Source organism: Rhizobium atlanticum (assembly GCF_030182485.1).
Lineage (GTDB): Bacteria > Pseudomonadota > Alphaproteobacteria > Rhizobiales > Rhizobiaceae > Rhizobium.
Genome location: NZ_JAQJCJ010000020.1, coordinates 46,873 through 69,280, shown reverse-complemented (window position 1 = coordinate 69,280; position 22,408 = coordinate 46,873). Strand labels below are relative to the sequence as shown.

16 protein-coding genes and 1 riboswitch are annotated in these 22,408 nt (G+C 62.1%); of the genes, 7 read left to right on the top strand and 9 right to left on the bottom strand.

Features of this window, described 5'->3' with window-relative positions; all coding sequences use genetic code 11:
* Window positions 1-5: 5 nt before the first annotated feature.
* Entirely contained in the window at window positions 6-1,133 is a 1,128-nt protein-coding gene (locus PH551_RS25650; protein ID WP_285195536.1) for a BMP family ABC transporter substrate-binding protein, read from the bottom strand.
* Between the two features lie 339 nt (window positions 1,134-1,472).
* Between PH551_RS25650 and PH551_RS25645 the strand changes: the two genes are divergently transcribed.
* Entirely contained in the window at window positions 1,473-2,165 is a 693-nt protein-coding gene (locus PH551_RS25645; protein ID WP_285195535.1) for a GntR family transcriptional regulator, read from the top strand.
* Window positions 2,166-2,414: 249 nt separating this feature from the next.
* On the opposite strand, the gene atzF is transcribed toward PH551_RS25645, so the two are convergent.
* The 7 genes from atzF to PH551_RS25610 are packed head-to-tail and all read right to left on the bottom strand — an operon-like array spanning window position 2,415 to window position 12,021.
* Entirely contained in the window at window positions 2,415-4,226 is a 1,812-nt protein-coding gene (atzF, locus tag PH551_RS25640) for an allophanate hydrolase (protein ID WP_285195534.1), read from the bottom strand.
* Between the two features lie 3 nt (window positions 4,227-4,229).
* Window positions 4,230-7,769 (bottom strand): urea carboxylase, encoded by a 3,540-nt coding sequence (gene uca / locus PH551_RS25635; RefSeq protein WP_285195533.1) that lies wholly within the window; start codon window positions 7,767-7,769, stop codon window positions 4,230-4,232.
* Between the two features lie 2 nt (window positions 7,770-7,771).
* Window positions 7,772-8,422 (bottom strand): urea amidolyase associated protein UAAP2, encoded by a 651-nt coding sequence (locus tag PH551_RS25630; protein ID WP_285195532.1) that lies wholly within the window; start codon window positions 8,420-8,422, stop codon window positions 7,772-7,774.
* A 10-nt stretch (window positions 8,423-8,432) separates the two neighbouring features.
* The gene (locus tag PH551_RS25625; protein ID WP_285195531.1) at window positions 8,433-9,254 is read right to left on the bottom strand and encodes an urea amidolyase associated protein UAAP1; all 822 of its coding nucleotides are present in this window, start codon (window positions 9,252-9,254) and stop codon (window positions 8,433-8,435) included.
* On the bottom strand, window positions 9,251-10,075 hold the full coding sequence (locus tag PH551_RS25620) for an ABC transporter ATP-binding protein (RefSeq protein ID WP_285195530.1): 825 nt from the start codon (window positions 10,073-10,075) through the stop codon (window positions 9,251-9,253). Before PH551_RS25620 ends, PH551_RS25625 begins: the two co-directional genes overlap by 4 nt.
* Window positions 10,072-10,890 carry an ABC transporter permease gene (locus PH551_RS25615; RefSeq protein ID WP_285195529.1) on the bottom strand — a complete coding sequence of 273 codons (819 nt, stop codon included), beginning with the start codon at window positions 10,888-10,890 and terminating at the stop codon, window positions 10,072-10,074. Before PH551_RS25615 ends, PH551_RS25620 begins: the two co-directional genes overlap by 4 nt.
* 57 nt (window positions 10,891-10,947) lie before the next feature.
* A complete protein-coding gene (locus PH551_RS25610; RefSeq protein WP_285195528.1) occupies window positions 10,948-12,021 on the bottom strand; it encodes a putative urea ABC transporter substrate-binding protein in 1,074 nt (357 codons plus the stop codon).
* Window positions 12,022-12,095: 74 nt separating this feature from the next.
* A riboswitch (guanidine-I (ykkC/yxkD leader) is annotated at window positions 12,096-12,207 on the bottom strand.
* 395 nt (window positions 12,208-12,602) lie between these two features.
* Between PH551_RS25610 and PH551_RS25605 the strand changes: the two genes are divergently transcribed.
* Genes PH551_RS25605 through PH551_RS25595 form a run of 3 tightly spaced genes read left to right on the top strand, consistent with a single transcriptional unit; the run spans window position 12,603 to window position 17,164 of the window.
* Window positions 12,603-15,191, top strand: coding sequence for a caspase family protein (locus PH551_RS25605; protein ID WP_285195527.1), 2,589 nt, complete (start codon window positions 12,603-12,605; stop codon window positions 15,189-15,191).
* A gap of 24 nt (window positions 15,192-15,215) precedes the next feature.
* The gene (locus PH551_RS25600; RefSeq protein ID WP_285195526.1) at window positions 15,216-15,887 is read left to right on the top strand and encodes a tail fiber domain-containing protein; all 672 of its coding nucleotides are present in this window, start codon (window positions 15,216-15,218) and stop codon (window positions 15,885-15,887) included.
* 17 nt (window positions 15,888-15,904) lie between these two features.
* Window positions 15,905-17,164, top strand: a complete 1,260-nt coding sequence (locus tag PH551_RS25595) for a methyltransferase family protein (RefSeq protein ID WP_285195525.1) — start codon at window positions 15,905-15,907, stop codon at window positions 17,162-17,164.
* Window positions 17,165-17,174: 10 nt separating this feature from the next.
* Here PH551_RS25595 and PH551_RS25590 read toward each other — a convergent pair whose 3' ends face one another.
* A complete protein-coding gene (locus PH551_RS25590; protein ID WP_285195524.1) occupies window positions 17,175-18,779 on the bottom strand; it encodes an NHL repeat-containing protein in 1,605 nt (534 codons plus the stop codon).
* Window positions 18,780-19,026: 247 nt separating this feature from the next.
* Here PH551_RS25590 and PH551_RS25585 point away from each other — a divergent pair, with 247 nt between their 5' ends.
* The 3 genes from PH551_RS25585 to PH551_RS25575 all read left to right on the top strand — a co-directional run bounded on the left by PH551_RS25585 (window position 19,027) and on the right by PH551_RS25575 (window position 22,393).
* On the top strand, window positions 19,027-19,617 hold the full coding sequence (locus PH551_RS25585) for a hypothetical protein (protein ID WP_097598890.1): 591 nt from the start codon (window positions 19,027-19,029) through the stop codon (window positions 19,615-19,617).
* Between the two features lie 226 nt (window positions 19,618-19,843).
* Entirely contained in the window at window positions 19,844-20,221 is a 378-nt protein-coding gene (locus PH551_RS25580; protein ID WP_285195523.1) for a hypothetical protein, read from the top strand.
* Window positions 20,222-20,431: 210 nt separating this feature from the next.
* The gene (locus tag PH551_RS25575) at window positions 20,432-22,393 is read left to right on the top strand and encodes a DUF4384 domain-containing protein (RefSeq protein ID WP_285195522.1); all 1,962 of its coding nucleotides are present in this window, start codon (window positions 20,432-20,434) and stop codon (window positions 22,391-22,393) included.
* Window positions 22,394-22,408 lie beyond the last annotated feature (15 nt).

Genomic DNA, 22,408 nt, shown 5'->3' with positions numbered 1-22,408 from the left:
GCGGTTTACGCCGTCGACCCGACGACACCCTCGACCAGATAGTTCATGCTTTCGAGCTCGATTGCGTCTTCCGCGTAGCTCTTGTCGGCCGTGACGACGGTGTTGCCCTTGTTATCCTTCAGCGGCCCCTTGAAGACCGAGAAGCCGCCCTTCATCATTTCGGCATGCGTCGCCTCGAATGCCTTGCGGCCCGCCTCGGAAACGCCGGGGCCGAGCGCGCTCATCTTGACGAAACCGTCCTTCAGGCCGCCACGCACGAAATTGCCGAGCTTTTCGCCGGCCTGGGCCTTCTTGACGAAGTCGCTATAGACATTCCCCCAGGCCCATTCGGCGCCCGTGAGGTATTTCTCCGGCGCAAGCGGGCTCTGATTGGCGTGGTAGCCGCAGACGAAGGCGCCGCGGCCGGCGGCGGTTTCGACGACCACCTTTGGACTGTCGACATGGCAGGTGATGACGTCCGCGCCCTGATCGACCAGCGCGTTGGTGGCTTCCGCCTCCTTGACCGCAAGCGACCATTCGCCGGTGAAAATCACCTGGCAGGTAATGGTCGGATCGACTGCGCGTGCGCCGAGCAGGAAGGCATTGATGTTCTGCAGCACCTGCGGGATCGGCTTGGCGGCGACAAAACCGATCTTCTTGCTCTTCGTTGCATGGCCGGCCGCGATGCCGTTCAGATACTGCCCCTGGAAAATATAACCGAAATAGGAGCCGGTATTGGCCGGATGCTTGCCCTCCTGCCAGAGCCCGCCGCAATGGCGGAACTGGATATCGGGATATTTGGCGGCCATGGCCAGCATATGCGGATCGAAATAGCCGAAGGAGGTCGGGAAGAGCAGGGTGGCGCCATCGAGATTGATCATCGATTCCATCGTCTTCTGAACGTCCACCGTCTCGGGCACGTTCTCTTCCTCGACGACGGTGACGCCGGGCACCGCCTTGACGGCGGCAGCACCCTCTGCATGCGCCTGGTTGTAGCCATAGTCATCCTTGGGACCGACATAGACGAAGCCGACGGTCAGGGCCGCCTGCGCGAGCGCGCGGGAGGAGAGGAGACCGGGCGCCGCGCCGACGAGAGTGGCGGCGGCGGAAGCCTGAAGAAAATGACGTCGTTTCATGGAAAGGAGTCTGGTCATCGGAATGCTCCCCTGATGGCGGTTTTGCCGTTTTCGATTGGTTACAGAAAAGTGTATGCAATGGCCATGCCAGATTTTAGTGTATTGATTCTATGTGTGAAATTGTGAGGGTTCCGGCCGGTGTCCGAGAAGTGCATGCAATTTCATCTTAAAATTAGATGAAAAAATATGCACAGCCTATAAAATCGCCCGACATCTGCCTCGTTTGACTGAAAGGTGCTGGGAATCCGATAGTGCAGAATACATTTTTGCTAGGTACATCAATCATATAAACTGATGTTTGACTTTGCCCGCTTGAGCGGGCATGTGTATGCAATCAGAACGGTGTAGAATCATTCCTTGAAGCAAGCCAGGCGCAGAGAAATCATCAGAGCAGGGACGACCGTCGAGCAGATGGTACGTGCGATCGCGGACATGATCGTGACCGGACAGATGCTGCCGGGCGAGAAGCTTGATGAGGTCTCGCTGGCTGCTCGTTTCGAAGTGTCGCGCACACCGGTGCGCGAGGCGCTCCGTGAACTCGGGGCGATGGGGCTTGTCGACCGGGAGCCGAACCGCAGCGCCGTCGTCACCACCGTCACCGAAACTTATCTGCATTCGATGTTCGAGGCCATGGCTGAACTCGAAGCGATCTGCGCCAGGCTCTCGGCCGAGCGTATGACCGTCGATGAGCGGCGCACGCTGGAGTTGGAGCATAAGGCATCAATGAGGCTCGTGCATGCCGGCGCGGAAGAGGAGTATTCGGTGCATAACACGGAATTCCACACCCGCCTTTATCGCGGGGCGCATAATGATCACATCTTGGAGATGGTGACGCAGACACGGGCACGGCTCGCCCCATTTCGACGGGCGCAGTTTCGTCTGCCGGGCCGCTTGGCAAAGTCCTACGAAGAACACGGCCGGATCGTGATGGCAGTCATGCGGGCGGACGGCATCGCTGCCGCACAGGCAGCTTATTCCCACGTGGTGATGGTCAGCGATGCGAGCGCGGTGTTTGCAACAACCGGAGAGCCGAGCGCGCGAGGCACCTGAAATCTTGCAGGTCGTCTGCGACAATGGGACAGCGATGGCCGCCGCAACTGCAGCGGCTGGCCTTTGTCCATAATGCAGCGAACTTCTTGTTCGCGACCGTCCTCAGGCGTCGAAGCAAAAATTATAGCAAATGCGATATCGTCTCGGCCCCGACTTGTCATGAAATCCTGCGGTGGCCGAACCGCCTTGAAGCACTTCGTGCGTCAAGGCCCGCAAGTATCGCCAGCAGGATTTTTTTGAGACGATGCTTCATGCTTTTTTCATTTGATCTGAGACGTAGGCGCGCCAGCCCCCCAATTCCGTGATTTCGAGCGCGCCTTCGATGGCATGAGCCTCGCAGAGAAAACCGGGAATTTGAGAACCGTCATCGAGCGTTACCTTGCCGATGCCGAGCGGGGCCGGGATGTTCTGGACAAAGCGCCCGAAAGCCTCCGGAGTGACTTTCCACACCTCGACTTCAAGACCCTTGCCGTCAAAACCGGGTTCACGGATCAGGCCTGGCTTCGGCGGGACGGTGCCCGGCAGAACGAAGAGGCGGTAATCCGGTGCAGTACGGCAGGATTTGAGGCGCCTGCCGCCCGGTCGCGTCAGTTCGTGGTTGAGAGGCATGCCGCTCAGATGCGCCCCGACGACGACAATCGGCACCAAGCCGTCATCTTCCGACGGCACGCGGATCGCTTCGGGAATTGCCGAGAGGCGGTCCTTGCCCATGCCGGCGTTCGCAGCACGGTGCATGGCATCGGCGAAGGGGCCGAGAGCGTCATCGGTAAAGGCCGGACCAATCAGAGTCACGCCGGCCGGGAGATGACCGTCGGCGTCGAAGCCGACTGGAACGGCGATCGCGGCGCAGCCGAGAAGATTGGCGAAGTTGGTGTACCGGCCGAAATGGCCGTTTTTCACAATCGGATCCGCCATCATCTCGTCGACCGTGTAGGTGGTCGGCGAGGTCGGCAGCATCAGGATATCAGCCTTTTCCCATTCCTTCAGGGTCTTCTGACGCAGCGCCTCGAGCTTGTATCTGCCTTCGAAAGCGGCGACGGCGTCATAGGCTTTCGCGCCCTCGATAATGGTGCGAACCGTCGGATCGAAGTCTGGGCCATTCGTGGCCAGAAAATCCTTCACCGCCGCCAGCCGCTCGGCGACCCAGGGACCGTTGTAGAGCAGCTCTGCTGCCTGCCGGAACGGCGCGTAGTCGAAGGGAACGATGGTGGCGCCGAGCGCGCGCGCCCTTTCGATCGCGGCGTCATAGAGAGCTTCGACTTGCCTGTTGCCGAAGAATTCCCGCTCGGCACCGTCGAGCACACCGACCCGCAGACCGGAGGCTGGCAGGCTGGCTGGAACCGCCTTGCGCGAGAAGGGATCGGCGGCATCGTAACCTTCCATCACCTTGCGGATCGCGACGCCGTCGCCGACCGTCGGGGCAAAGACGGTGACGACATCGACGCTGCGGCAGGCCGGCACGACCCCGACATTCGGCACCAGCCCCGGAGTCGGTTTGATGCCGACGAGATTGTTGAAAGCCGCCGGCACGCGACCGGAGCCGGCCGTGTCCGTGCCGAGCGCGAAGCTCGCCAAGCCCGAGGCGACGGCAACGGCCGAGCCGGAGCTTGAGCCGCCCGACACATAGTTCTTGTCGAAGACCGAGCGTGGGGCTCCGTAGGGCGAGCGCGTGCCGTTAAGACCGGTGGCGAACTGGTCGAGATTGGTCTTGCCGATGACGATCGCGCCCGCAGCCCGCAGCCTCGCAACGACGGTTGCGTCCGTCTCCGGCCGATAGGAAAAGGCAGGGCAGGCAGCCGTCGTCGGCAGTCCCGCCACGTCGATATTGTCTTTCACCGCGAAGGGAATGCCCCAAAGCGGCAGGCTGTTGGGATCAGGCGCCCGTTCCATCAGAGCTCGTGCCTCGGCCCGCAAGGCTTCATCAGGCGCCGGCGTGATGAAGATAGCGGGATCCCTCGCGTCATTGCGACGGGCAATGACGATCTCGATAATATCGAGCGGGCTTTTGCCTGCCTCATAGGCTGCGCGAAGGCTGGTCAGATCAAGAATGGTCGGCAGCATGGGTCAGCACTCCTCCAGAACAACAATGATATCGCCCGCTTTGACGTTTCGTCCGGGCCCGGCGCGCAGATCGCGGACGCGGCCTGGCGCATGTGCGGTGACGTTGATTTCCATTTTCATGGATTCGATGATGGCAAGCGTGTCGCCGGCCGCAACCGGTGCGCCCGGCTCGACCAGCAGTTTCCAGATATTGCCGGGCACGGCGCTTGCAACGCCGAAGCAGCCTTGGGGAATGTCCCCATCCGGACTTTCGCCGGTGCCTTCGTCGGTAACGAAGCTGTCGAGACCCGCCTCCTTCCAGCGCCGGCGTTCGGCGTCGAAGGCGGCCTGCTGGCGTGCCTTGAAGGTCGCGATCGAGGCGGCATTCGCCTGCAATTCCTGCTCATAGGCGGCGTAGGAAAATTCCGTCTCCTCGATCTTGACGTGATAACCGCCATGCGGAAAGGCGCTGCGGGCTTCCGCCAATTCCTGATGGCTGACCGGGAAGAAGCGGATCTGATCGAAAAAGTCGAGCAGCCACGGCTTGCCCTTGGCAAAGACCGGCGTCTGGCGCCAGGTATTCCAGACCTGGATGGTGCGACCGAACAGCTGGTAGCCGCCAGGACCTTCCATGCCATAAATGCACATATAGGCCCCGCCGATGCCGACGGCATTTTCAGGCGTCCAGGTGCGGGCCGGATTGTACTTCGTCGTCACCAGCCGATGGCGCGGATCGACCGGGGTCGCCACCGGCGCACCGAGATAGACGTCACCGAGGCCGAGCACGAGGTAGCTCGCATCGAAGACGATATTGCGCACCGCCTGTTCGTCCGCCAGCCCATTGATGCGGCGGATGAACTCGATGTTGTCGGGGCACCAGGGCGCGTTCGGTCGCACGAGTTCCTGATATTTGCGCATCGCAAGTTCCGCATCCGGATCGTTCCAGGAAAGCGGCAGATGCACGATGCGGCTCGGCACGGTGACGTCCTGGACCGCGGGCAGACTCGTCTCGATTTCGGCCAGCAGGCCAAGCAGGCGTTTGCGCGTCAGCGTCGAGCCGTCATAATGGATCTGCAGCGAGCGGATGCCGGGGGTGAGATCGATGATGCCGGGCAATCGGGCCTGCGAAACGGCCTGCATCAAGAGATGCACCCTCAGCCGCAGGGCGATATCAAGCGTCATCGGCCCGTATTCGACCAGCAGACTGTCATCACCCTGGCGGCGGTAGAGCACCGAGACCGGCCCGTCGTCGCGCTTGCCGATCACAGGCGAGCCCGTTTCTTCCTTCATCCGATGCACGACCGGACCGGCAATCGGATCTTCGGACCGAGCAACGGGATGAAAGCGGATGCGATCACCCGGCTTGAATTGCCCCATCTTCCATTGCTCGTCGCGTGCGATCACCGCCGGGCACACGAAGCCGCCGAGGCTCGGACCATCAGGACCGAGAATGATCGGCATGTCGCCGGTAAAATCGATCGCCCCGATCGCATAGGCATTGTCATGCAGGTTGGAGGGATGGAGGCCAGCCTCGCCGCCATCGCTGCGTGCCCATTTCGGCGCGGGACCGATCAGCCGAACGCCGGTGCGGGCGCTATTGAAATGCACCTCGTAACTCGTCGAAAACAGCGTCTCGATATCGCAGTCCTGGAAGAAATCGGGCGCGCCATGCGGACCATAGACGATGCCGACGTCCCATTCGCTCGTCAATTCCGCAGGCTCTGTTGCCGGCTTAGGCGCCTCGGTGGCCGCCTGGCGGGCAAGACGTAGCACATCCCCGGTTTTCAGCGTGCCGGTGGCATTGCCGCCGAACTGGCCGAGACCGAAAGTGGCACGCGAGCCGAGCACGACGGGGGCGGCAAAGCCGCCTTCTACGGCAAGGTAAGCCCGCTGCCCCGGTCCATCGATGCTGCCGATTGCGAGGACCTGGCCGGCGCGGATGGTCACCGCATTGCCATGCGGCAGATTCACGCCGTCGATGCTCATCGCCATCCTGGCGCCGGCAAGGGCAACCGTCGTATCGGTATGGAATTTCAGCATCGGGCCGGACACGGTCAGCTCCAGTGCTGCGACCATATCGCCATTGCCGACGAGTCGATTGGCGTGGCGGAACGAGCGCTCATCCATCGGCCCGCTCGGCGGCACGCCGACATGCCAGAGTCCAAGCCGGCCCGGCAGTTCCTGGATGCTTGATTGCGCGCCCGGCGCGATCACCTCGATGACATCGGGCACGAAGGAAAAATCACGTAGCGCCGTCGTCGCCACCTTGCCGCTCGCCAGAAGCTCGGAGCTGGCGATGGCCCTGAGATAGTCGAGGTTGGTTTCGATGCCCGATATCGATGTTTCGCCAAGTGCCGCCTTCAGCTTTTCGATCGCCGCCGTTCGGTCCTCGGCTGACACGATCACCTTGGCGAGCATCGGATCGTAGAAGGGCGTGACCTCCGTGCCGGTCTCGATCCAGCCGTCGATGCGCCCGTCTTGCGGGAAGGACACCTCCGTCAGCAGGCCGGCGCTCGGGCGGAAATCTGCATGCGGCATCTCGGCATAGACACGCACTTCGATCGCCGCTCCCTTCGGTTGCAGGGCCTCGGCGCCCGAGAGCACGTCCTCGCCGGCCGCCTGACGGATCATCCATTGGACGAGATCGATGCCGAACACAGCTTCGGTGACGGGATGTTCGACCTGCAGCCGGGTGTTGACCTCAAGGAAGTAGAATTCATCGCGCTGGGGATCGTAGATGAATTCCACGGTGCCGGCGGATTCGTAGGAAACCACAGCACCAAGATCGACGGCCGACTTATGCAGGCGGGCGCGGGTCGCGGCCGAAAGTCCGGGGGCCGGGGCCTCCTCGACCACCTTCTGGTTCCGCCGCTGCAGCGAGCAGTCGCGCTCGCCGAGCGCGATGACCTTGCCTTGGCCGTTGCCGAAGATCTGCACTTCGACATGCCGTGCCTCGGCCACGAAACGCTCGATATAGACGCGTGCATCGCCGAAGCTTGCCCGCGCCGTACGCTGCACGCTTTCGAAGGACGCCTTCAGGCTTTCGGCATCGGCACAGAGCTGCATGCCGATGCCGCCGCCGCCGGCCGTGCTTTTCAGCATCACGGGATAGCCGATTTCTTCGGCCGCAGCGAGCGCTTCATCGGCGCTCGAAAGCAGGCTCGTGCCGGGCAACAGCGGCACGCTGCTCGCCTTGGCGAGTTCGCGGGCCGTATGCTTCAGCCCAAAGGCAGAGAGGTGCTCGGGCCGCGGGCCGATGAAGGTGATGCCTTCGGCGGCAAGTCGCTCGGCAAAACCGATATTTTCCGACAGGAAGCCGTAGCCCGGATGCACTGCCTCGGCCCCCGTCGCCTTGCAGGCGGCAATGACGGCGTCGACATTCAAATAGCTTTCGCTGGCCGGCGCCGGCCCGAGACGGATCGCCTCATCCGCCATCATCGCGGGCTTGGCGAAGCGATCGGCATCGGAATAAACCGCGACGGAGGCAATGCCCATCCGTCGCAGCGTCTTGATGACCCGCACGGCGATTTCGCCCCGGTTGGCGATCAGGACTTTCTTGAACATGCTCAGTCCTCGCCGTCCCAGATCAGCACCCGGATCGGCGTCGGATCGAAGCCGTTGCAGGGGTTGTTGATCTGCGGGCAATTGGAAATGACGCAGAGCACGTCCATTTCCGCGATGAGTTCGACATAGTCGCCAGGTGCCGAAATACCGTCGACGATGGTCATTTCGCCGTTCGGCTTGATCGGCACGTTCATGAAGAAATTGATGTTGGGCACGATGTCGCGCTTGCCCATGCCGTGTTTGCTGACCTCGAGGACGAAGTTGTCGCGGCAGGCATGCAGGTATTTCGTGCCATGGCCGAAGCGCACCGTATTGCTCTCGCAGGAACAGGCGCCGGCAGACGTGTCATGGCGGCCGCAGCTGTCAGCCGTCATGGTCAGCATCACATTGCCTTCATTCGATATGATCTTCGTGCCGATGCCGATATAGGCGGCGCCCTGCATGCGCATCGTATCCTGATTGGAATAGCGCTCGGCGAAATCGTCGGCACGATAGAAGAGCGTGTCGATCGCCTGCTGGCCAAAACTGTCTTCGATGCGGATCGTCTGACCCTTGCGCACGACGCCGGACCATGGGGCTTCGGCCGGAATGAAATGACCCTGCACAGCATTCTGAACAGTACGGGCAGGCGAGGTCTGGATGAAATCGGTCATCGTCGTCTCCTCAGGCCTGCATCAGGGCGTTGTTTTCGAAACCGCGCACGGCTTCGGCCGTTGCCGTGCGGCAAAGGTCGTCAGCGGCCGGGGCGGCTGCCCGGTAGCGGGTAATCACGACAGGCTTCGGCTGATAGGTGGGATCCGGGTCGAGTGGATGCGGGCAGGTGGAAAAGCCGACCAGCATATCCATTTCAGCGCGCAGTTCGACATAATCGCCGCTGTTCGAGCGTTTGCCCTGCCAGCCGAAACCTCCGGCCTCGGCCAGGCGAACGGGCGCGAAAAGATTGAGGATGCCGGGGATATCGCGCCTGTCGAGGCCGAGCTTGACGGCGACGAGGATCAGGTTGTCGCGGGTGTTGCGTGTCTTCTCGCCCGGATATTTCGCGGCATTCGAGGCCGCCGTCGAGCCGCCCATCAGGCAGTCATGGCCGCCGGAACTATCCTCGATGATCGAGAACATGACGCGTCCCATATCCGAGAAGATCACCCGCCCCTTGCCAAGCGCGGTCGTCCACTGGACCTTGGCGGTGTCGACGAGATTGATCCGCTCGCTCGTATCCTCGGCGTTCCAGGCGACGAGCGCCACGGTTGAATTTTCTTCGCCCTGGTCGATGCGGATTGCTTCACCGCGCAGAAGCTTGGTCGACCAATACCAGCCGCCCGGAACAGTCTCCTGGTGGATGATGGCGGCGGCGTCGATGGCCGGTGCCGGCAGCGGGCTTGGACCGGGCAGGGCCTTGGGCGCAAATTCCAGACCCTTTTTCTGGTGCTCCTCGTAACGCGCGCGATTGGCGGCAATTTCTTCGGGCGATCGTCTCACATGCATCATAGCGTCTCTCCTGATGATGCCAGGTCGTCCCGGCTGTGCCCCAGGGAAGAGACCGGGCCGTCCCGGTCGGGGCTGAAGATCGATGGCTGCCCGGCAAGGCGCGGCGGCCAGATGGCAATATCCTTGGTGATGGTGGCGCCGTAGCGCTCCTTCTCTTCCGGCCGGTCGCGGCGGCGTTCGAAGGCGACGACGCGGTTGGCCAGCGTGAAAGCTTCGCGCATGTCATGGGTGACCATGACGACGGTCATCTGCGTTTCATGCCAGAGCCGCTTCATCAGCGTGTGGATCTCGGCGCGAATACCGGGATCGAGCGCGCCGAAGGGTTCATCGAGCAGCAGCACCTTCGGCTTCATGATGAGCGCCTGGGCGAGGGCCAGGCGCTGCTGCATGCCGCCGGAAAGCTGGGCCGGATATTTGTTCTCCGAACCGGCGAGCCCTACCTCGGCAATCAACTGTCGCGCTTCTTCGATCGCATTGCGGCGTGCGGCGCCGAAGAGCCTGGCCTTGTAGCGCGCCGCGGAAAATTCCTTGCCGAGCAGCACGTTGCCGAGCACCGTCAGGTGCGGAAAGACGGAATAGCGCTGGAAGACGACGCCGCGGTCCGGGCCTGGCTCCGACGGCAGAGGCTCGCCATCGAGCAGGATGTTGCCCTTTGTCGGCTGCTCCTGTCCGAGCAGCATCCGCAGGAAGGTGGTTTTGCCGCAGCCGGATGGTCCGACAAGGGCGACGAAGGCACGCGAGGCGACGGTCAAGGACACGTTTTCGAGCACGATCTGGTCGCCATATTCCTTCCAGACCCTTTCGATCTTCAGCTCGCTCATGCCTGCTTCTCCAGCTCCGACCAGGGGAATACGACGATGCGCAGGCGATCGAGCAGGGCGTTCATGACCACGGCGAGCAGGGTGATCCAGACGACATAGGGAAAGATGATATCCATCGAGAGATAGCGGCGGACGAGAAAGATGCGGTAACCGAGGCCGGAATCCGACGAGATTGCTTCGGCGGCGATCAGGAACAGCCAGGCCGGGCCGAGCTGCAGTCTGAGGCAGGTGATCAGCCGTGGCAGGATCTGCGGCAGCACGACGCGCAGTCCGATCTGCCAGGAGGAGCCGCCGAGCGTCTCGGCCTTGACGATCTGTTCGCGCGGCAATTCCAGCGCCTTCAGCGCCAGGTCACGGATCATCGTCGGCGCGACGCCGATGACGATAAGCGCGATCTTCGACGTCTCGCCGAGCCCCATGACGATAAAGAGGATCGGCAGCAGCGCCAGTGGCGGCACCATGGAGATGACGGCGACGAAGGGGGAAAGCAGCGCTCTGAGATAAGGCAGCATGCCGATCAGCATGCCGATAACGAGCGCGATCGCTGTCGAGATGCCAAGGCCGGAGAGCAGGCGGATGAGGCTCGCGCCCGTGTCCGACCAGAGCAGAAACTCGCCGGTACGCGGGTCGGCGACGAAGGCCAGACGGTTGATCGCGTCGGCAAAGCCGGCAAGGCTCGGCAGAAGCTTGTCGTTGGCGTTGTCAGCCAGTCGCGCCGCCGAGCCGAAGGCATAGGCAAGGGCAAGCAGCACGAAGGGCGGCATCGTCAAGGCGAACTGGGCGCCCCGGCTCGGCCTCGTGTTGATCCAACGCATGGGAAATGCTCCGCTGAGGAAGGGGAGGGAGCGCGAGCAGACCGCGCCCCTTTGCGATCAGAGCGAACTGTCGGCGGCGGCCTTCATATAGGCGTCGGTGAAGCGCAGCTTCACGTTGCCGGCGTCGCCCAGCACCTTGCCGTCCGGCATTTCGATGCCGATGACATCGGCGGATGGCGCGCCATTGCCGAGCAGTCCCTTCTCGAAGAGGAAGTTGCGCACCAGATCCATGGTCTTCGGCAGATTCGGCGAAGCGGTGAAGGCAACGGCATCGGCCGGCTTGTCGAAGAGCTTGGTGGCGGCAAGCTGGGCTTCGAAGCCGGCGAGATCGGTGCCCGACGCCGAGCCCATGGCCTCGCGGGCGGCCTTGCCCTCGGCGGTGTCTGCCCGCAGCAGGGCAGCCGTCTCATACCAGATGCCGGCAAGCGCCTTGCCGAAGTTCGGATTGTCTTTCAGCACGCCGCTATTGGCGACCATCAGGTCGATGATTTCGCCCGGCACTTCAGAGCTGTCGAAAACCTTCTTGGCCGAGGGATCTTCGAGGATGGTGGAAACCAGCGGGTTCCAGGTAACGACGGCAGAGACGTCAGGCGTCTTATAGGCGGCGACCATGTCGGCATCCGATGTGTTGACCACCTTCACGTCGCGCTCCGTCAGCTTGATGCTTTCGAGCGCGCGGGCGAGCAGATAGTGCGAGACGGAGAACTCGACGAGATTGACGTTCTGGCCCTTGATATCGGCAAGGCTCGCCTTGTCCTTCAGGATCACGGCGTCATTGCCGTTCGAAAAGTCGCCGACGATCACGGCCGTCGTGTCGACGCCGCCGGCGGCCGGGATCGACAGGCCATCCATGTTGGTCAGCGTCACCGCATCGAAGGCGCCTGCCGTGTACTGGTTCATCGACTCCACGTAATCGTTGAACTGCGTGACCTCGATCTTGATGCCGTATTTGTCGGCCCATTTTTTGACGATGCCGTGGTCGGCCGCGTAGCCCCAGGGCATCCAGCCGACATAGATGGACCAGGCCACCTTGAATTCGCTCTTCTGTTCCGCCTCCGCGACGGAAGCAAGCCCAAGCATCAGCGACACCGCCAGCGCTGTGGTCGAAACGATCTTCGAAAAAGTCTGCATTGAAATTCCCCTTCTGCTTTTCTTCAAAAGGGATCGGCAAAGACCATCGTGCCGCCAATCCCTTGGCTTACGAGGTCTCCCGGGCTTTTGTCCCGCCGTGCACCCGGCGGGATTTCTCCTCCGCCGGTGGTGGCTCTCGGACCAGTCGCGCTTCAGAAAAGCGCCGGAACCCTAGCCACCAACTCAGCATATTCTTTGCAAGAGGTGTGCCAGCTTATAAGCCTTTGATTTTTCTAGCCCCCGCTCCTTGGTTGCCTGTTACTGTGTACACTTCGCGGCATTTGCTGAATTTTTGAGCAGCGATCCGCGAAGCCATCCCATCGACGTCGGTTCTTTCCACGGCCACATCCGGTGCCACGGCACCGTTTCTGTCCTTGACTGAGCCGGAACGGGTTTTTGCTTGCATCGATCACATAAGCGTCGGTGGTTGGGATTTACTATGAGTCGACCCTTGACGATACATTTTTTGGAAGCCTTCCAATTGCCTTGGAAGTCACCCAACTTGCTTTTTTACAGTCGCAGGAATATTTTTATTCGGTCGGTCAATACATCATCCAACCAGTACTAGCTGCGGTGGAGCTATGCCCGAGTTTCACGGAAAGAACCGCCTTGCGGCTATACTGCTGATCTTCCTGACGGCATTGGTCTTTCTCGGGCTTGAACAGCCCGCTGCCGCCGCCTCCGGTGACCAGGATGGCCGGCGGGTTGCATTGATCGTCGGCAACTCCGTTTATAAGACGCTGCCCTCATTGCCCAATCCTGCAAACGACGTCCAGGAAGTCGCGAACACGCTGCGCAAGGCCGGTTTCGACGTGACGATCGGCATCAATGTCGACCGCATCGGGCTTGAGAATACGGTGCGCAGCTTCCTTCGCTCGGCCAATAATGCGGAGGCCGGCCTTATCTATTATTCCGGCCATGGCATCCAGGTCGGCGGACAGAATTTTCTCGTGCCGGTCGATGCCACGCTGGAAACACCTTATGACGTCGAAACGCAGACCATGCCGCTCGACCTCATCCTGAATCATCTCAAGCAGAATTCCCGCGTGCAGCTGATCTTTCTCGATGCCTGCCGCAACAACCCGTTCAATGCGCAAAAATTCTGGATGGCGGAAAAGCTGGAACCGGTTGGCGCGACACGCGGGCTGGCGCGCATCGACAGCGATCTGGGCAGCCTGATTGCCTTCTCGACGGAGCCGGGCCAGGTCGCTCTCGACGGCGAGGGGGCACTCAGCCCCTATTCCGAATCCTTCATCAAACGCGCCAGCGAGCCGAACAAGGAAATCCGCCAGGTCCTCACTGATGTGCGCCGCGACGTGATCGCCATGACCAATGGCAAGCAGGTCCCCTGGGAAAATTCCTCGCTGATGGACAGCTTCTATTTCATCCCGGCGCCGCCGCCGCCGAGCGTCGAGCCGATGCAGCAGGTGAGCGTACCGGAGGGGGCAGCCGCGACCAAGCTGCCGATCGCCCCGCCGCATGACGAAACCGGCTCCGCGCTGCTGGTCACCCTGAACCAGCTTCCCCAGACCGGCAAGCTCAGTCTGGACGGCAAGCCGGTCGAGCAGGGCGCCAAGCTGCCGGCCGCGGCGCTGACGGCGCTGAGCTATGATTCCTCGGGAGTTGCCGCCGGCACCGTCGGCCTCATCGGCTATTCCGTCAGCGATCCCTATGGCCAGGCGACGCAGGGCGTCGTCGCCATCACCGTCTCGGCCGGTGCCGGCGCCAAGCTCGCCCAGCTCGAACAGGAGAAGCAGGCGCGGCTTGCAGATGCCGGTGCCTATCTGAAGGCGCTGCCGCGCGACGTCGACACGACGATCGGCGTCGGCCCCGTCGAAGCCCGCCTGCCTGAAGTACCAGCATCGGCTGCGGGAATGACCTTCAAAGTCGCGGCCCTGCCCGACAAGGGCACACTGCGTGCCGGTGATCGGGTGATCGGCCCCGGTCACGTGCTTGAAGCAGCCGATATTCCGGCACTTTCCTACGAACCGCAGATCGGCACCGAAAACCAGTCTTTCGCGCTGACCCTCCAAGCCGCCAACGACGACCTGCAGCCCGCCACCATCACCTTCAAACCGACGCTTGACGCCTGCGATACCGCAGCCGCCGCACCGCTCGACCTGCAGGGCGTCACCGCAGGCAAGCTGCCGAATGAAATCGATCCCGCCGTCGCGCTGCCTGCCTGCGATGATGCGGTCAAGGCCTATCCCAAAGTTGCCCGCTTCGTTTACCAGCTCGGCCGCGCCCAGCTTGCCAACCGGGACGCGAAGACGGCCTTCGCGACGATCAAGAAGGCGATGGATGCCGGCCATGTCAGGGCGATCTACGAACTGTCGAGCTTCTACGAATTCGGCGCATCCGTTCCGCGGGATGCCGCCAAGGCCAGCAAGATCGCGAAGGATGGCGCGGCAAAAGGCGACCCCTTCGCCCTGCTCAGCTATGGCAAGTCCCTCTATTACGGCCGGGGCGCCAAAACCAACCAGCAAGAAGGACTGCGGCTGATACTGAACGCCGCCGATCTCGGCCACACCTACGCAATGAACGAGCTCGGTTACATTTTCCTGAACGGGATTAACGTCCCCGCCGACCCAAGCCGCGGCATCCGTTTTTACGAGGCCGGCGTTAAGCGAAATGATATCTATTCCCTCAATAATCTCGCCTTGGTGTACCGACTTGGAAACGGCGCGCCGCAAGATCTTCCTAAAGCGATCGAGCTTTTTACGCGCGCGGCAGCAGGTGGTCAGCCCTATGCTCCGACAAACCTTGGACGCATGTACCGCGATGGAGTTGGCGTTGCCGTGGACAAGGCCGAAGCGGCGAAGTGGCTGGAGATGGGCGCCGAGCGCGGTGACTACTGGGGCGCACTCGACCGCGCCATGCTGGCGAAGGAAGAAGGTGCGGATGCCGACGACCTTGCAACCGCGGCCCGCTATTTCGCGCTGGCAACCGCGATCAACATGCCTGGCAGCGGCGATCCGAAGAACCAAGCGCTGGCAGAACTCAAGAGGCTGCCTGCCACTGCAAAGAAGCAAGCGGAAGCCGCCTTTGCCGCCGAGCTGACCGCTGAGGAGCAAAAGGCAATTCCCAAGTCGAAGTCGCTCGATGATAGGCTCGTCAAGCTTGCCAAATCGACCTGGGAAAAGCGGAATCCAAGATACGATCTTTTCTGAAACGGCGGTCTGGGGGCGCCCTACATGAACAACAAGCTCATCATCCGTGTTCTCCTGTGCTCGACATTTCTCGCAGGCTCAGGCGCAATTCTGCAAAGCTGCATCTTCGACCCCGGCGGCAGGACGCTGTTCGCCAGCGAAGAGCCCGCCCGGGCCGCCACTCCTACCAAGAAAACCACGCCGACAGTCAGAAAAGTGGCCGCAAGGAGCAGTGACTCCACATTCGGCCGCTCCGGCAATGACTCCAGTTCGAGTTCAAACTCTAGTTCTGGGGGCATGGGCGGCGGCTCTTCGGGTTCGAGCAGTTCTTCCAGCTCAAGTAGCTCCTCCAGTTCGAGCAGTTCGTCGAGTTCCACCGGCGGTTCGTGGTCTGACCGCCGCCTGAAGACCGATATTCACAGGCTCGGCACATCAGCTGGGGGCATACCGGTCTATGCTTTCAGATACATCTGGGGCGGCCCCAGTTTCGTCGGCACGATGGCGCAGGACCTGCTGGCAATCAGACCTGAGGCGGTCATCGGCACGGCATCGGGTTATTACATGGTCGACTATGACCAGCTCGACATTGCGATGATTTCGATGCCGGAGGAACCCTCTTCCTTAATGGCCGAAGCAGCCATGGCACTCACGGCGCAGGCGGCGCGGACACGTTGTTCGGTCTCTCGCCCGCGGCTCGCCGTCCAGCCGGCCATGTGATCGAGGAAATCGAGCGCGTGCCAGTCCCGCGAGACAGCGATAGCGCTACGGGAAACCCTCTCATCGTCCAGGGGGTCACGCTTCTTGGAGGTGTTATCGGCATTGGGCTATCGAGCTCCCTCCACCTTGAACCTGGCATGGCGATGGCACTCGCTCTATTCTGTCTTCTCCTGGCGTGGATCGTCGCGGACGGGTTACCGGCTGCGCATCGGGCGTGGCTATCGCGAAAGAAGCGCCACGAGACTTCCGCGGCCTTGTGGCTGCGGATCGGAACCAAGCTGGTTGGCACAGCCGCGCTTCTTGGCGCAGTCGTCATTGCTTGCTCGGTCTTTCCTTTTTTCACGCAATCTTCCGCAGTCAAATGGGTGGTCAACGCCAGCCACACGACCATCCCCATTTCAATCGCCCTAGTCATCGCCACGATTCTCTATGTCACGGTCACCGATCTCGTTGCCGAGGAACCCGATGACTACCTGCACCAAGTCGGGCGCGCGGTGCTGATGCAGGATTTTCGCGAGGAGGACGTGCTGTTCGCATTACGGCTGGTTGTGATCAAATGCTTCTTTCTTGTGCTCATGTTCTCAGGCGGCATGACAGGTCTTGCGGAGCTCACTGAGAAGCCGGCATGGGGGTACCCGCTGCTATCGGCGGCCTGGTTCGAAGGCCTGATGCGACTTGCATTTCTTTTCGACGTCGTGCTTGCGGCCGGCGGCTATATTGCAACTTTCAAACTCTTCAGATGGCATGTCAGGGCCACGGAGACGACAGCACTCGGTTGGCTTGTCTGCCTCATCTGCTACGAACCGTTCTTTCCGATGATTTCGCAAGCCTTCGTGCCTTATGACGAAGGGCCGGGCTGGGAGATCGTCATCAGAGAAGGATCGGTCGTCTTCTTTCTATGGAGCTTCGCGACACTATTCTGTACCGCGATTTATGTCTGGGCCACCATCGCCTTCGGCCCGCGATTTTCCAATCTCACCCACCGTGGCATTATCACTACTGGGCCTTATCGCTTCATCAAACATCCGGCCTATCTCTCGAAAAACATTGCCTGGTGGCTCTTTGCGGCCCCGAGCTTCATCGCCAGCGGCTTTGCGGAAGGGCTTGCGCGGGCGGGCATGCTGGCCATCGTCAGTCTGATCTACCTTATGCGCGCCCGCGCCGAAGAGCGCATGCTGAGCAAGGATTCTGCCTATCGGGAATATGCCGAAAGCGTCGCGGCACGCGGACTTCTCGCGATGGCGAAGCGGCATCTCGCCTTGAAACCAGCGCCCTGAAGCCGCCCCTTCAGCCATCCAACCCCTTGAAGCGCACCGGCTGGTACCCGCGCAGCAGCAGGATTCCGAGCGAATAGGTGTTGCGGCAGACGCGGCCCTTGCAGGCATTCGGCGTCGCCTCCATCACCTCCACCTTGCGGTCCTCGGTGAAGCGCATGAACAGCATCACATGCGAACCTGGCCGGTTCAGTGCGTCGCCCGGCTGCAGCGACCAGGGATCGGCGAGCCGCCTCGTAATGCTCGGGATCGCCCGCGTCGAGACATGCATCTTCAGCCCCCAGGCTTCGCTGACGAAACCGGAGCAGTCGACGCCGAGAATATTGGATTGCGGCGCGCTCTTGGTGCAGACGTTGCCGGCCGTCTGGCCGTCGACGACACCCTCGGTGAAGTCCTCGAGCGGCGTCTTGCAGCCCCAGCAATAGGGCACGCCCTTCACCGTCTGGCCGCGTTTGCCGAACAGGTAGAATGGCCGGCGCAGGCGGTTCATGTTGACGCAAGCCGGCCCCGGATCCTTGCCATAGGCCGCCGGCGTCACCAGCCAGTTCAGCGTCTCGAAGCCGATCGCCCGCTCGATGACGTCGCCGCGCGATTTCGGCAGGATCGCGACCTTAGGTCCCTTTCCGGGTTTGGCCGCAATTGCCGGCTTTGCCGGCCTCGTGACGGCAAGCTTGCGGCCCGGCTCGCGCCCCTCGAGTTTCAGCACCTGCGCCCGGCTTTCCTGCGAGCGCAGAAACAGCACGTCGCCGCGCGGGCCGATTGCCACGAAGCGTCGCGAGAAGACCGTGCCGGCTTCGATCGGCAGGTCGTAGACGCGCTCCAGCACGCCGTTCGGCGTGAAGCGCACCACCAGCATGCCCGTCCGTTCCGGCCGGTCGGCAGGCACGAGCTCGACCAGCGCATAGGGTCTGCCCGTCGTGTCGATGTCGAGCAGTTCGACGGTGCCGATGCGGTTTTCCCCGGTGAGCTGAAGGGAGAGGAAATTCTCCTCCGAGCTCGCGCGCCGCAGCAGGATCTCCGCCTTGTCGTTTGCCGCCGAGACTTCTGCAACGATATCGCCGAGCCCGCGGCTCGGCACATATTGGACCACCGGGGGGCGGGCTTGCGGCCGGCTGGTGCTGCGGCCGATCTCGTCGATGATGCTGTTCAGCGGGCCGGGCGGCACCGAGCCCATCGAGGCAAAGACCGAGCGGGTGTAGTCGTCGGCATCGCCGCCGTCGATGGCGCGCAGGGTCTGCGAGCGGCCATCGGCGCCGGTGGCGCGCTCGAGCGGCACGATCCCGTCGGACCAGAGGTAGAGTTCGTTATGGACGATGGCGAGATCCTCCGGCGCCGTATTCTCCGGCAGCGGCAGGATCTCGGGATCGGCCTGCGAGCGTTCGCCGTCGACGGCGAGCACGCGGCCATTGTTCTGGTCGAGGATGTAGACGGTGCCGTCGTCGCCGACGGTGATCGCCGCCGGCCCGGACGCCTCGACCTCCTCATTGGCGGAGATGATGCCGACCGAACGGGCGCCGTCGCCGCCCGGAAGCTCGATCATCACAGTGTCTTTGGCGAGCACAGGCCAGGCGATTGCGATCGCTGCGGCCATCAGAATATGCGAGCTGAAACTGCGCATTGCCGTGAACCCCGAAACAGGATCATTTTGGCCATCGGGCCTCAATCTGAAGCCTGTTCACAATTAGAGAGCGAGAGAATGATGTCGTCGGAAAACCGTTCACAACTTTCGGCATCATGCCCCAAGTCCTTAAAATGTTAGGATAGAAGCGGCTCGTCAGCAAGGCGTTGCTTTCCAAACGATTTGAAGATCGGCGTCGGCGATAGTACAAGTTTATCGTCTTGAAGTTTTACTGGCAGGGAAGCCTATGCTGGACTGGAACGGTGACGAACTGGCGCTCGATGTCAGCCTGCTGGAGCAGGTGCGCGCGGCAAGGATCGGGTTTTCCGACCGCGTCTGCGCCGCCTCGGCCAGCAAGGACGAGAAACATCTGGCGCAGCTGCGCTCGGAGCCGACCTATCTGATGGCCGAGTTTCTCTATTCGATGAAGGTCTTCGGCATCAACACGGCTGAAGATGTCGAGCGCTTCGCCGATCTGCACAATGATTACGTGGTGTCGCTCACCCGCGATCCGGCCAAGCTGCAGCGCCTCGGGCTGTCGCAGGATCGCGCACTCGCCTCGATGTTCACCGCCGACACCAAGCCGCGGCTGATCCAGAACTGGGCGGAAAAATCAGGCGCCATCGACCAGTCCAATCTCGCCCGTTTCCTGGTCGCCGTCATGTCGAGCGAGACCTGCCGTAAAACCCTGATCGATTTCGAGACAGCCGGCTTCATGCAGCGCAAGCGCTCGCCCTATGGCACGATGGTGGTCTGGTCGACCGGCAGGATCGAGGAAATCTTCGGCGAAATGCTGCGCAATCTCCGGCTCAGCCTGCAGCAGCTGAAGATCCTCTGACCTCTCTCCAGCCGATTTCAACCCTCCCAATCGATTGGCGCCGAGTGCCGTTGCCTTCCATCCGGCCTCTCCCTATTGTCGGTTTAGAGCAATTCCAGCAAAAGTGTGCAGCGGTTTTGCGCTCGGAATTGCGTGAAAACATAGAGACAGAGCAATTCCGTGATTCGAAGAAAAACGGAATTTCTCTAGTCGCGCGATGGCGCCCCCTTGGACGGATGTGACGACGATGAAGAAATCCCGGCTCATAAGCTTGTCGATCGGCCTGGCTCTGGCGCTTGCGATGCCCGGGCTTGGGTTTGCCGGGCCTGTCGAGGATGCGCTGGCGGCGCGAAACCCCACGCTCGCGGCGCTGCGCCAGCACGATGAAAAGGCCTTTGCCGCTGCCGTTGCTGTCATCGCCGACCATGAACGCGCCGAGGGGCTCACACCCGGCCAGGGCAAGCTGCCGGAGACGACCTCGCCCGGCCGCGACATGGGCTCGGGCTCCGGCAAGGAATTCACATCGGACAATCCGGATATTCTCTGGCTCTACAATTCCTCTCCGGAAGGAATGAGCGACCTGATCTCGATTCTGAAATCCGCCGGCCAGAAGCCGAAGAACTAACCACCTTGCTTTAGTCCGTCTGACTATAAACGGACGCCGGATATTGCCGGCTGCGAGTCTTGCTCGCGCCTTGCCTTGGCGCAATCTTCGCGGCTCCAAATAATTTGTAACCCTCCCTCAAGCAAGACAGCCAAAACCATCCCAATTTCGCCGGTCAGTGCTATTCTCATCTTCAGCACAGTGTGAGATTGTTCGAAGGGGGAGGTTCCGATGCTCAGCCGCAAAGCCATCCTAGCCGCAGCCACATGTCTTTCGCTTTTTTCGCCGATCCCCGAGGTCGGGGCGCAGAACGAACGCACGCTGACGGAAGCGCCGGCTCAGAGCGGGCCCGTCAGCATCACCTTCGACCGCGCCGAGGCGAGATATGCCATCGGCGAAGTCGTCGGTCTCTTCATCCAGTCGAGTGAGAACGCCTATGTCACCGTGTTGAACGTCTCGCCGAACGGCTCCGTCACCAAGCTCTTTCCGAACAAATACCAGACCGATGCCCTCGTTGCCGCCGGCAAGCGCGTGCAGGTGCCGGATCCGGCAAGCGGCGCCAGGCTGCAGGTGTCCGGCCCGGTCGGGCAGGAACAGATCAAGGTCTTCTATTCCTCCAAGCCGCTGACGATCTTCGCCGATCTCGGCAGCAGCGGCAGCGGCATGTTCCGCTCGATCGACGGCGGCATGGATGCCGTCTCCCGCAGCCTCGAAGAAGCCCGCAGCCTCGGCACCAAGATCAGCAGCAAGACGCTGACGCTGACCACCGTCGACAGCACGGCGGCCCTGCCGCCCTCCGCGGTGCCGCCCGTCGCCGCCGTTCCCACCGCAAAACCCGCGCCGGTCGAACAGGCGGCAAAGCCGCCCGTTGCACCGAAACCGCCGGCCGCTCCCAAACCGAAACCGGCCGTCAAACCCGATGTCGCCAAAAAGCCTGAGGTGATCGAAAAGCCGAAGCCGGCGCCCAAACCCGTCGAACAGGCGACCACACAGCCGCCGAAGAAATACAAGATCGTCACCAATCTGGCGCCCGGCCAGGAGCTCGCCGCCGACGAGCTGCAGCTGATCGGCCCCGCCGACACCACCGCCTCCACCCGCCCCAACCAATATAAACAACCGAGCCAATATCAGCAGCCGTACAAGCAGCCGGCCCAGTCTGCCCAGACCAATATGCCGAAACTGCCGATGCCGCAGATCAAGATGCCGCAATTCAAGCTTCCCGGCGGTTTCAGCATCAAGATGCCCCCGCTGAGCTTCGGCCGTTCCGCCGAACCCGGCCAGGCCGGCGAGGAGATCGAGGTGGCCAATGCCGATACGCCGGCCTGCAACGCCCTGCTCGACAAGCTGAACACCGCCGTTGCCGCCAAGGACATCACCGCTGCCGCTACGCAAGCCGATGCCATCGCCGTCAGCGCCGAATGCGGCCAGTTTCAGGTGAACGCCCAGCGCCGCGTCGCAGCCCTCAGGCTCGCCGCCGCCCAGGAAATGATGGCGGCCGACAAGCCGGTCGCCGAGTATGAGCCGCTGCTCGTCGCCGCCGACAGCCCGCAGGTGCTCTGGCAGGCCTCAGCCACGCTCGGCGAGATCTATTTCTCCGCCCGCCGCTTTGCCGACGCCGCCGCCGATTACCAGCAGGCGATCGAGATCATCAAGAACGAGACCCGCACGCCGAAAGCGCCGCCGGCCGAGACCATCTCCGATCTCATCCAGCGCGCCGCCCAGGCCCGGATTCTTGCCGCCAACCCGACCAGCGACAACCCGCAGGGCAGCTTCGTGCCGGCCGAGAAGGATCACCGCAGCGGCGTGCTCGGCGGCATCTATTCGGAAAATGTGCGCGGCATCGTGCCGGTCTCCATCCCGGTGCCGATCACCTTCGATTTCGACAAGTCGACCTTCACCTCGGTCGGAACCGAAGCCGCTGAGGAACTGCTGGAGGCGCTGAAGGAGCAGAAGCCCGGCCGCATCATCCTCATCGGCCATACCGATCGTAAAGGCGGCGACGATTATAATCAGAAGCTCTCCGAGCGCCGCGCCCAGGCCGTTGCCGATTTCCTGAAAAACCACGGCATCGACGCCACGATCGATGCCGAAGGCCGCGGCGCCTCCGAGCCGGTGGACGTGACCGCCACGGCCAACCTCACCGAAGACGATATCGACGCGCTCAACCGCCGCGTCGAATGGCGCCGCGAATAGAGGGGGCGAGGGGGA

Coding starts and splice junctions, on each gene's coding strand:
- PH551_RS25650 (WP_285195536.1), bottom strand. CDS start 1,133: ATGACCAGACTCCTTTCCATGAAACGACGTCATTTTCTTCAGGCTTCC.
- atzF (WP_285195534.1), bottom strand. CDS start 4,226: ATGCTGCCGACCATTCTTGATCTGACCAGCCTTCGCGCAGCCTATGAG.
- uca (WP_285195533.1), bottom strand. CDS start 7,769: ATGTTCAAGAAAGTCCTGATCGCCAACCGGGGCGAAATCGCCGTGCGG.
- PH551_RS25630 (WP_285195532.1), bottom strand. CDS start 8,422: ATGACCGATTTCATCCAGACCTCGCCTGCCCGTACTGTTCAGAATGCT.
- PH551_RS25625 (WP_285195531.1), bottom strand. CDS start 9,254: ATGATGCATGTGAGACGATCGCCCGAAGAAATTGCCGCCAATCGCGCG.
- PH551_RS25620 (WP_285195530.1), bottom strand. CDS start 10,075: ATGAGCGAGCTGAAGATCGAAAGGGTCTGGAAGGAATATGGCGACCAG.
- PH551_RS25615 (WP_285195529.1), bottom strand. CDS start 10,890: ATGCGTTGGATCAACACGAGGCCGAGCCGGGGCGCCCAGTTCGCCTTG.
- PH551_RS25610 (WP_285195528.1), bottom strand. CDS start 12,021: ATGCAGACTTTTTCGAAGATCGTTTCGACCACAGCGCTGGCGGTGTCG.
- PH551_RS25605 (WP_285195527.1), top strand. CDS start 12,603: ATGCCCGAGTTTCACGGAAAGAACCGCCTTGCGGCTATACTGCTGATC.
- PH551_RS25600 (WP_285195526.1), top strand. CDS start 15,216: ATGAACAACAAGCTCATCATCCGTGTTCTCCTGTGCTCGACATTTCTC.
- PH551_RS25590 (WP_285195524.1), bottom strand. CDS start 18,779: ATGCGCAGTTTCAGCTCGCATATTCTGATGGCCGCAGCGATCGCAATC.
- PH551_RS25585 (WP_097598890.1), top strand. CDS start 19,027: ATGCTGGACTGGAACGGTGACGAACTGGCGCTCGATGTCAGCCTGCTG.
- PH551_RS25580 (WP_285195523.1), top strand. CDS start 19,844: ATGAAGAAATCCCGGCTCATAAGCTTGTCGATCGGCCTGGCTCTGGCG.
- PH551_RS25575 (WP_285195522.1), top strand. CDS start 20,432: ATGCTCAGCCGCAAAGCCATCCTAGCCGCAGCCACATGTCTTTCGCTT.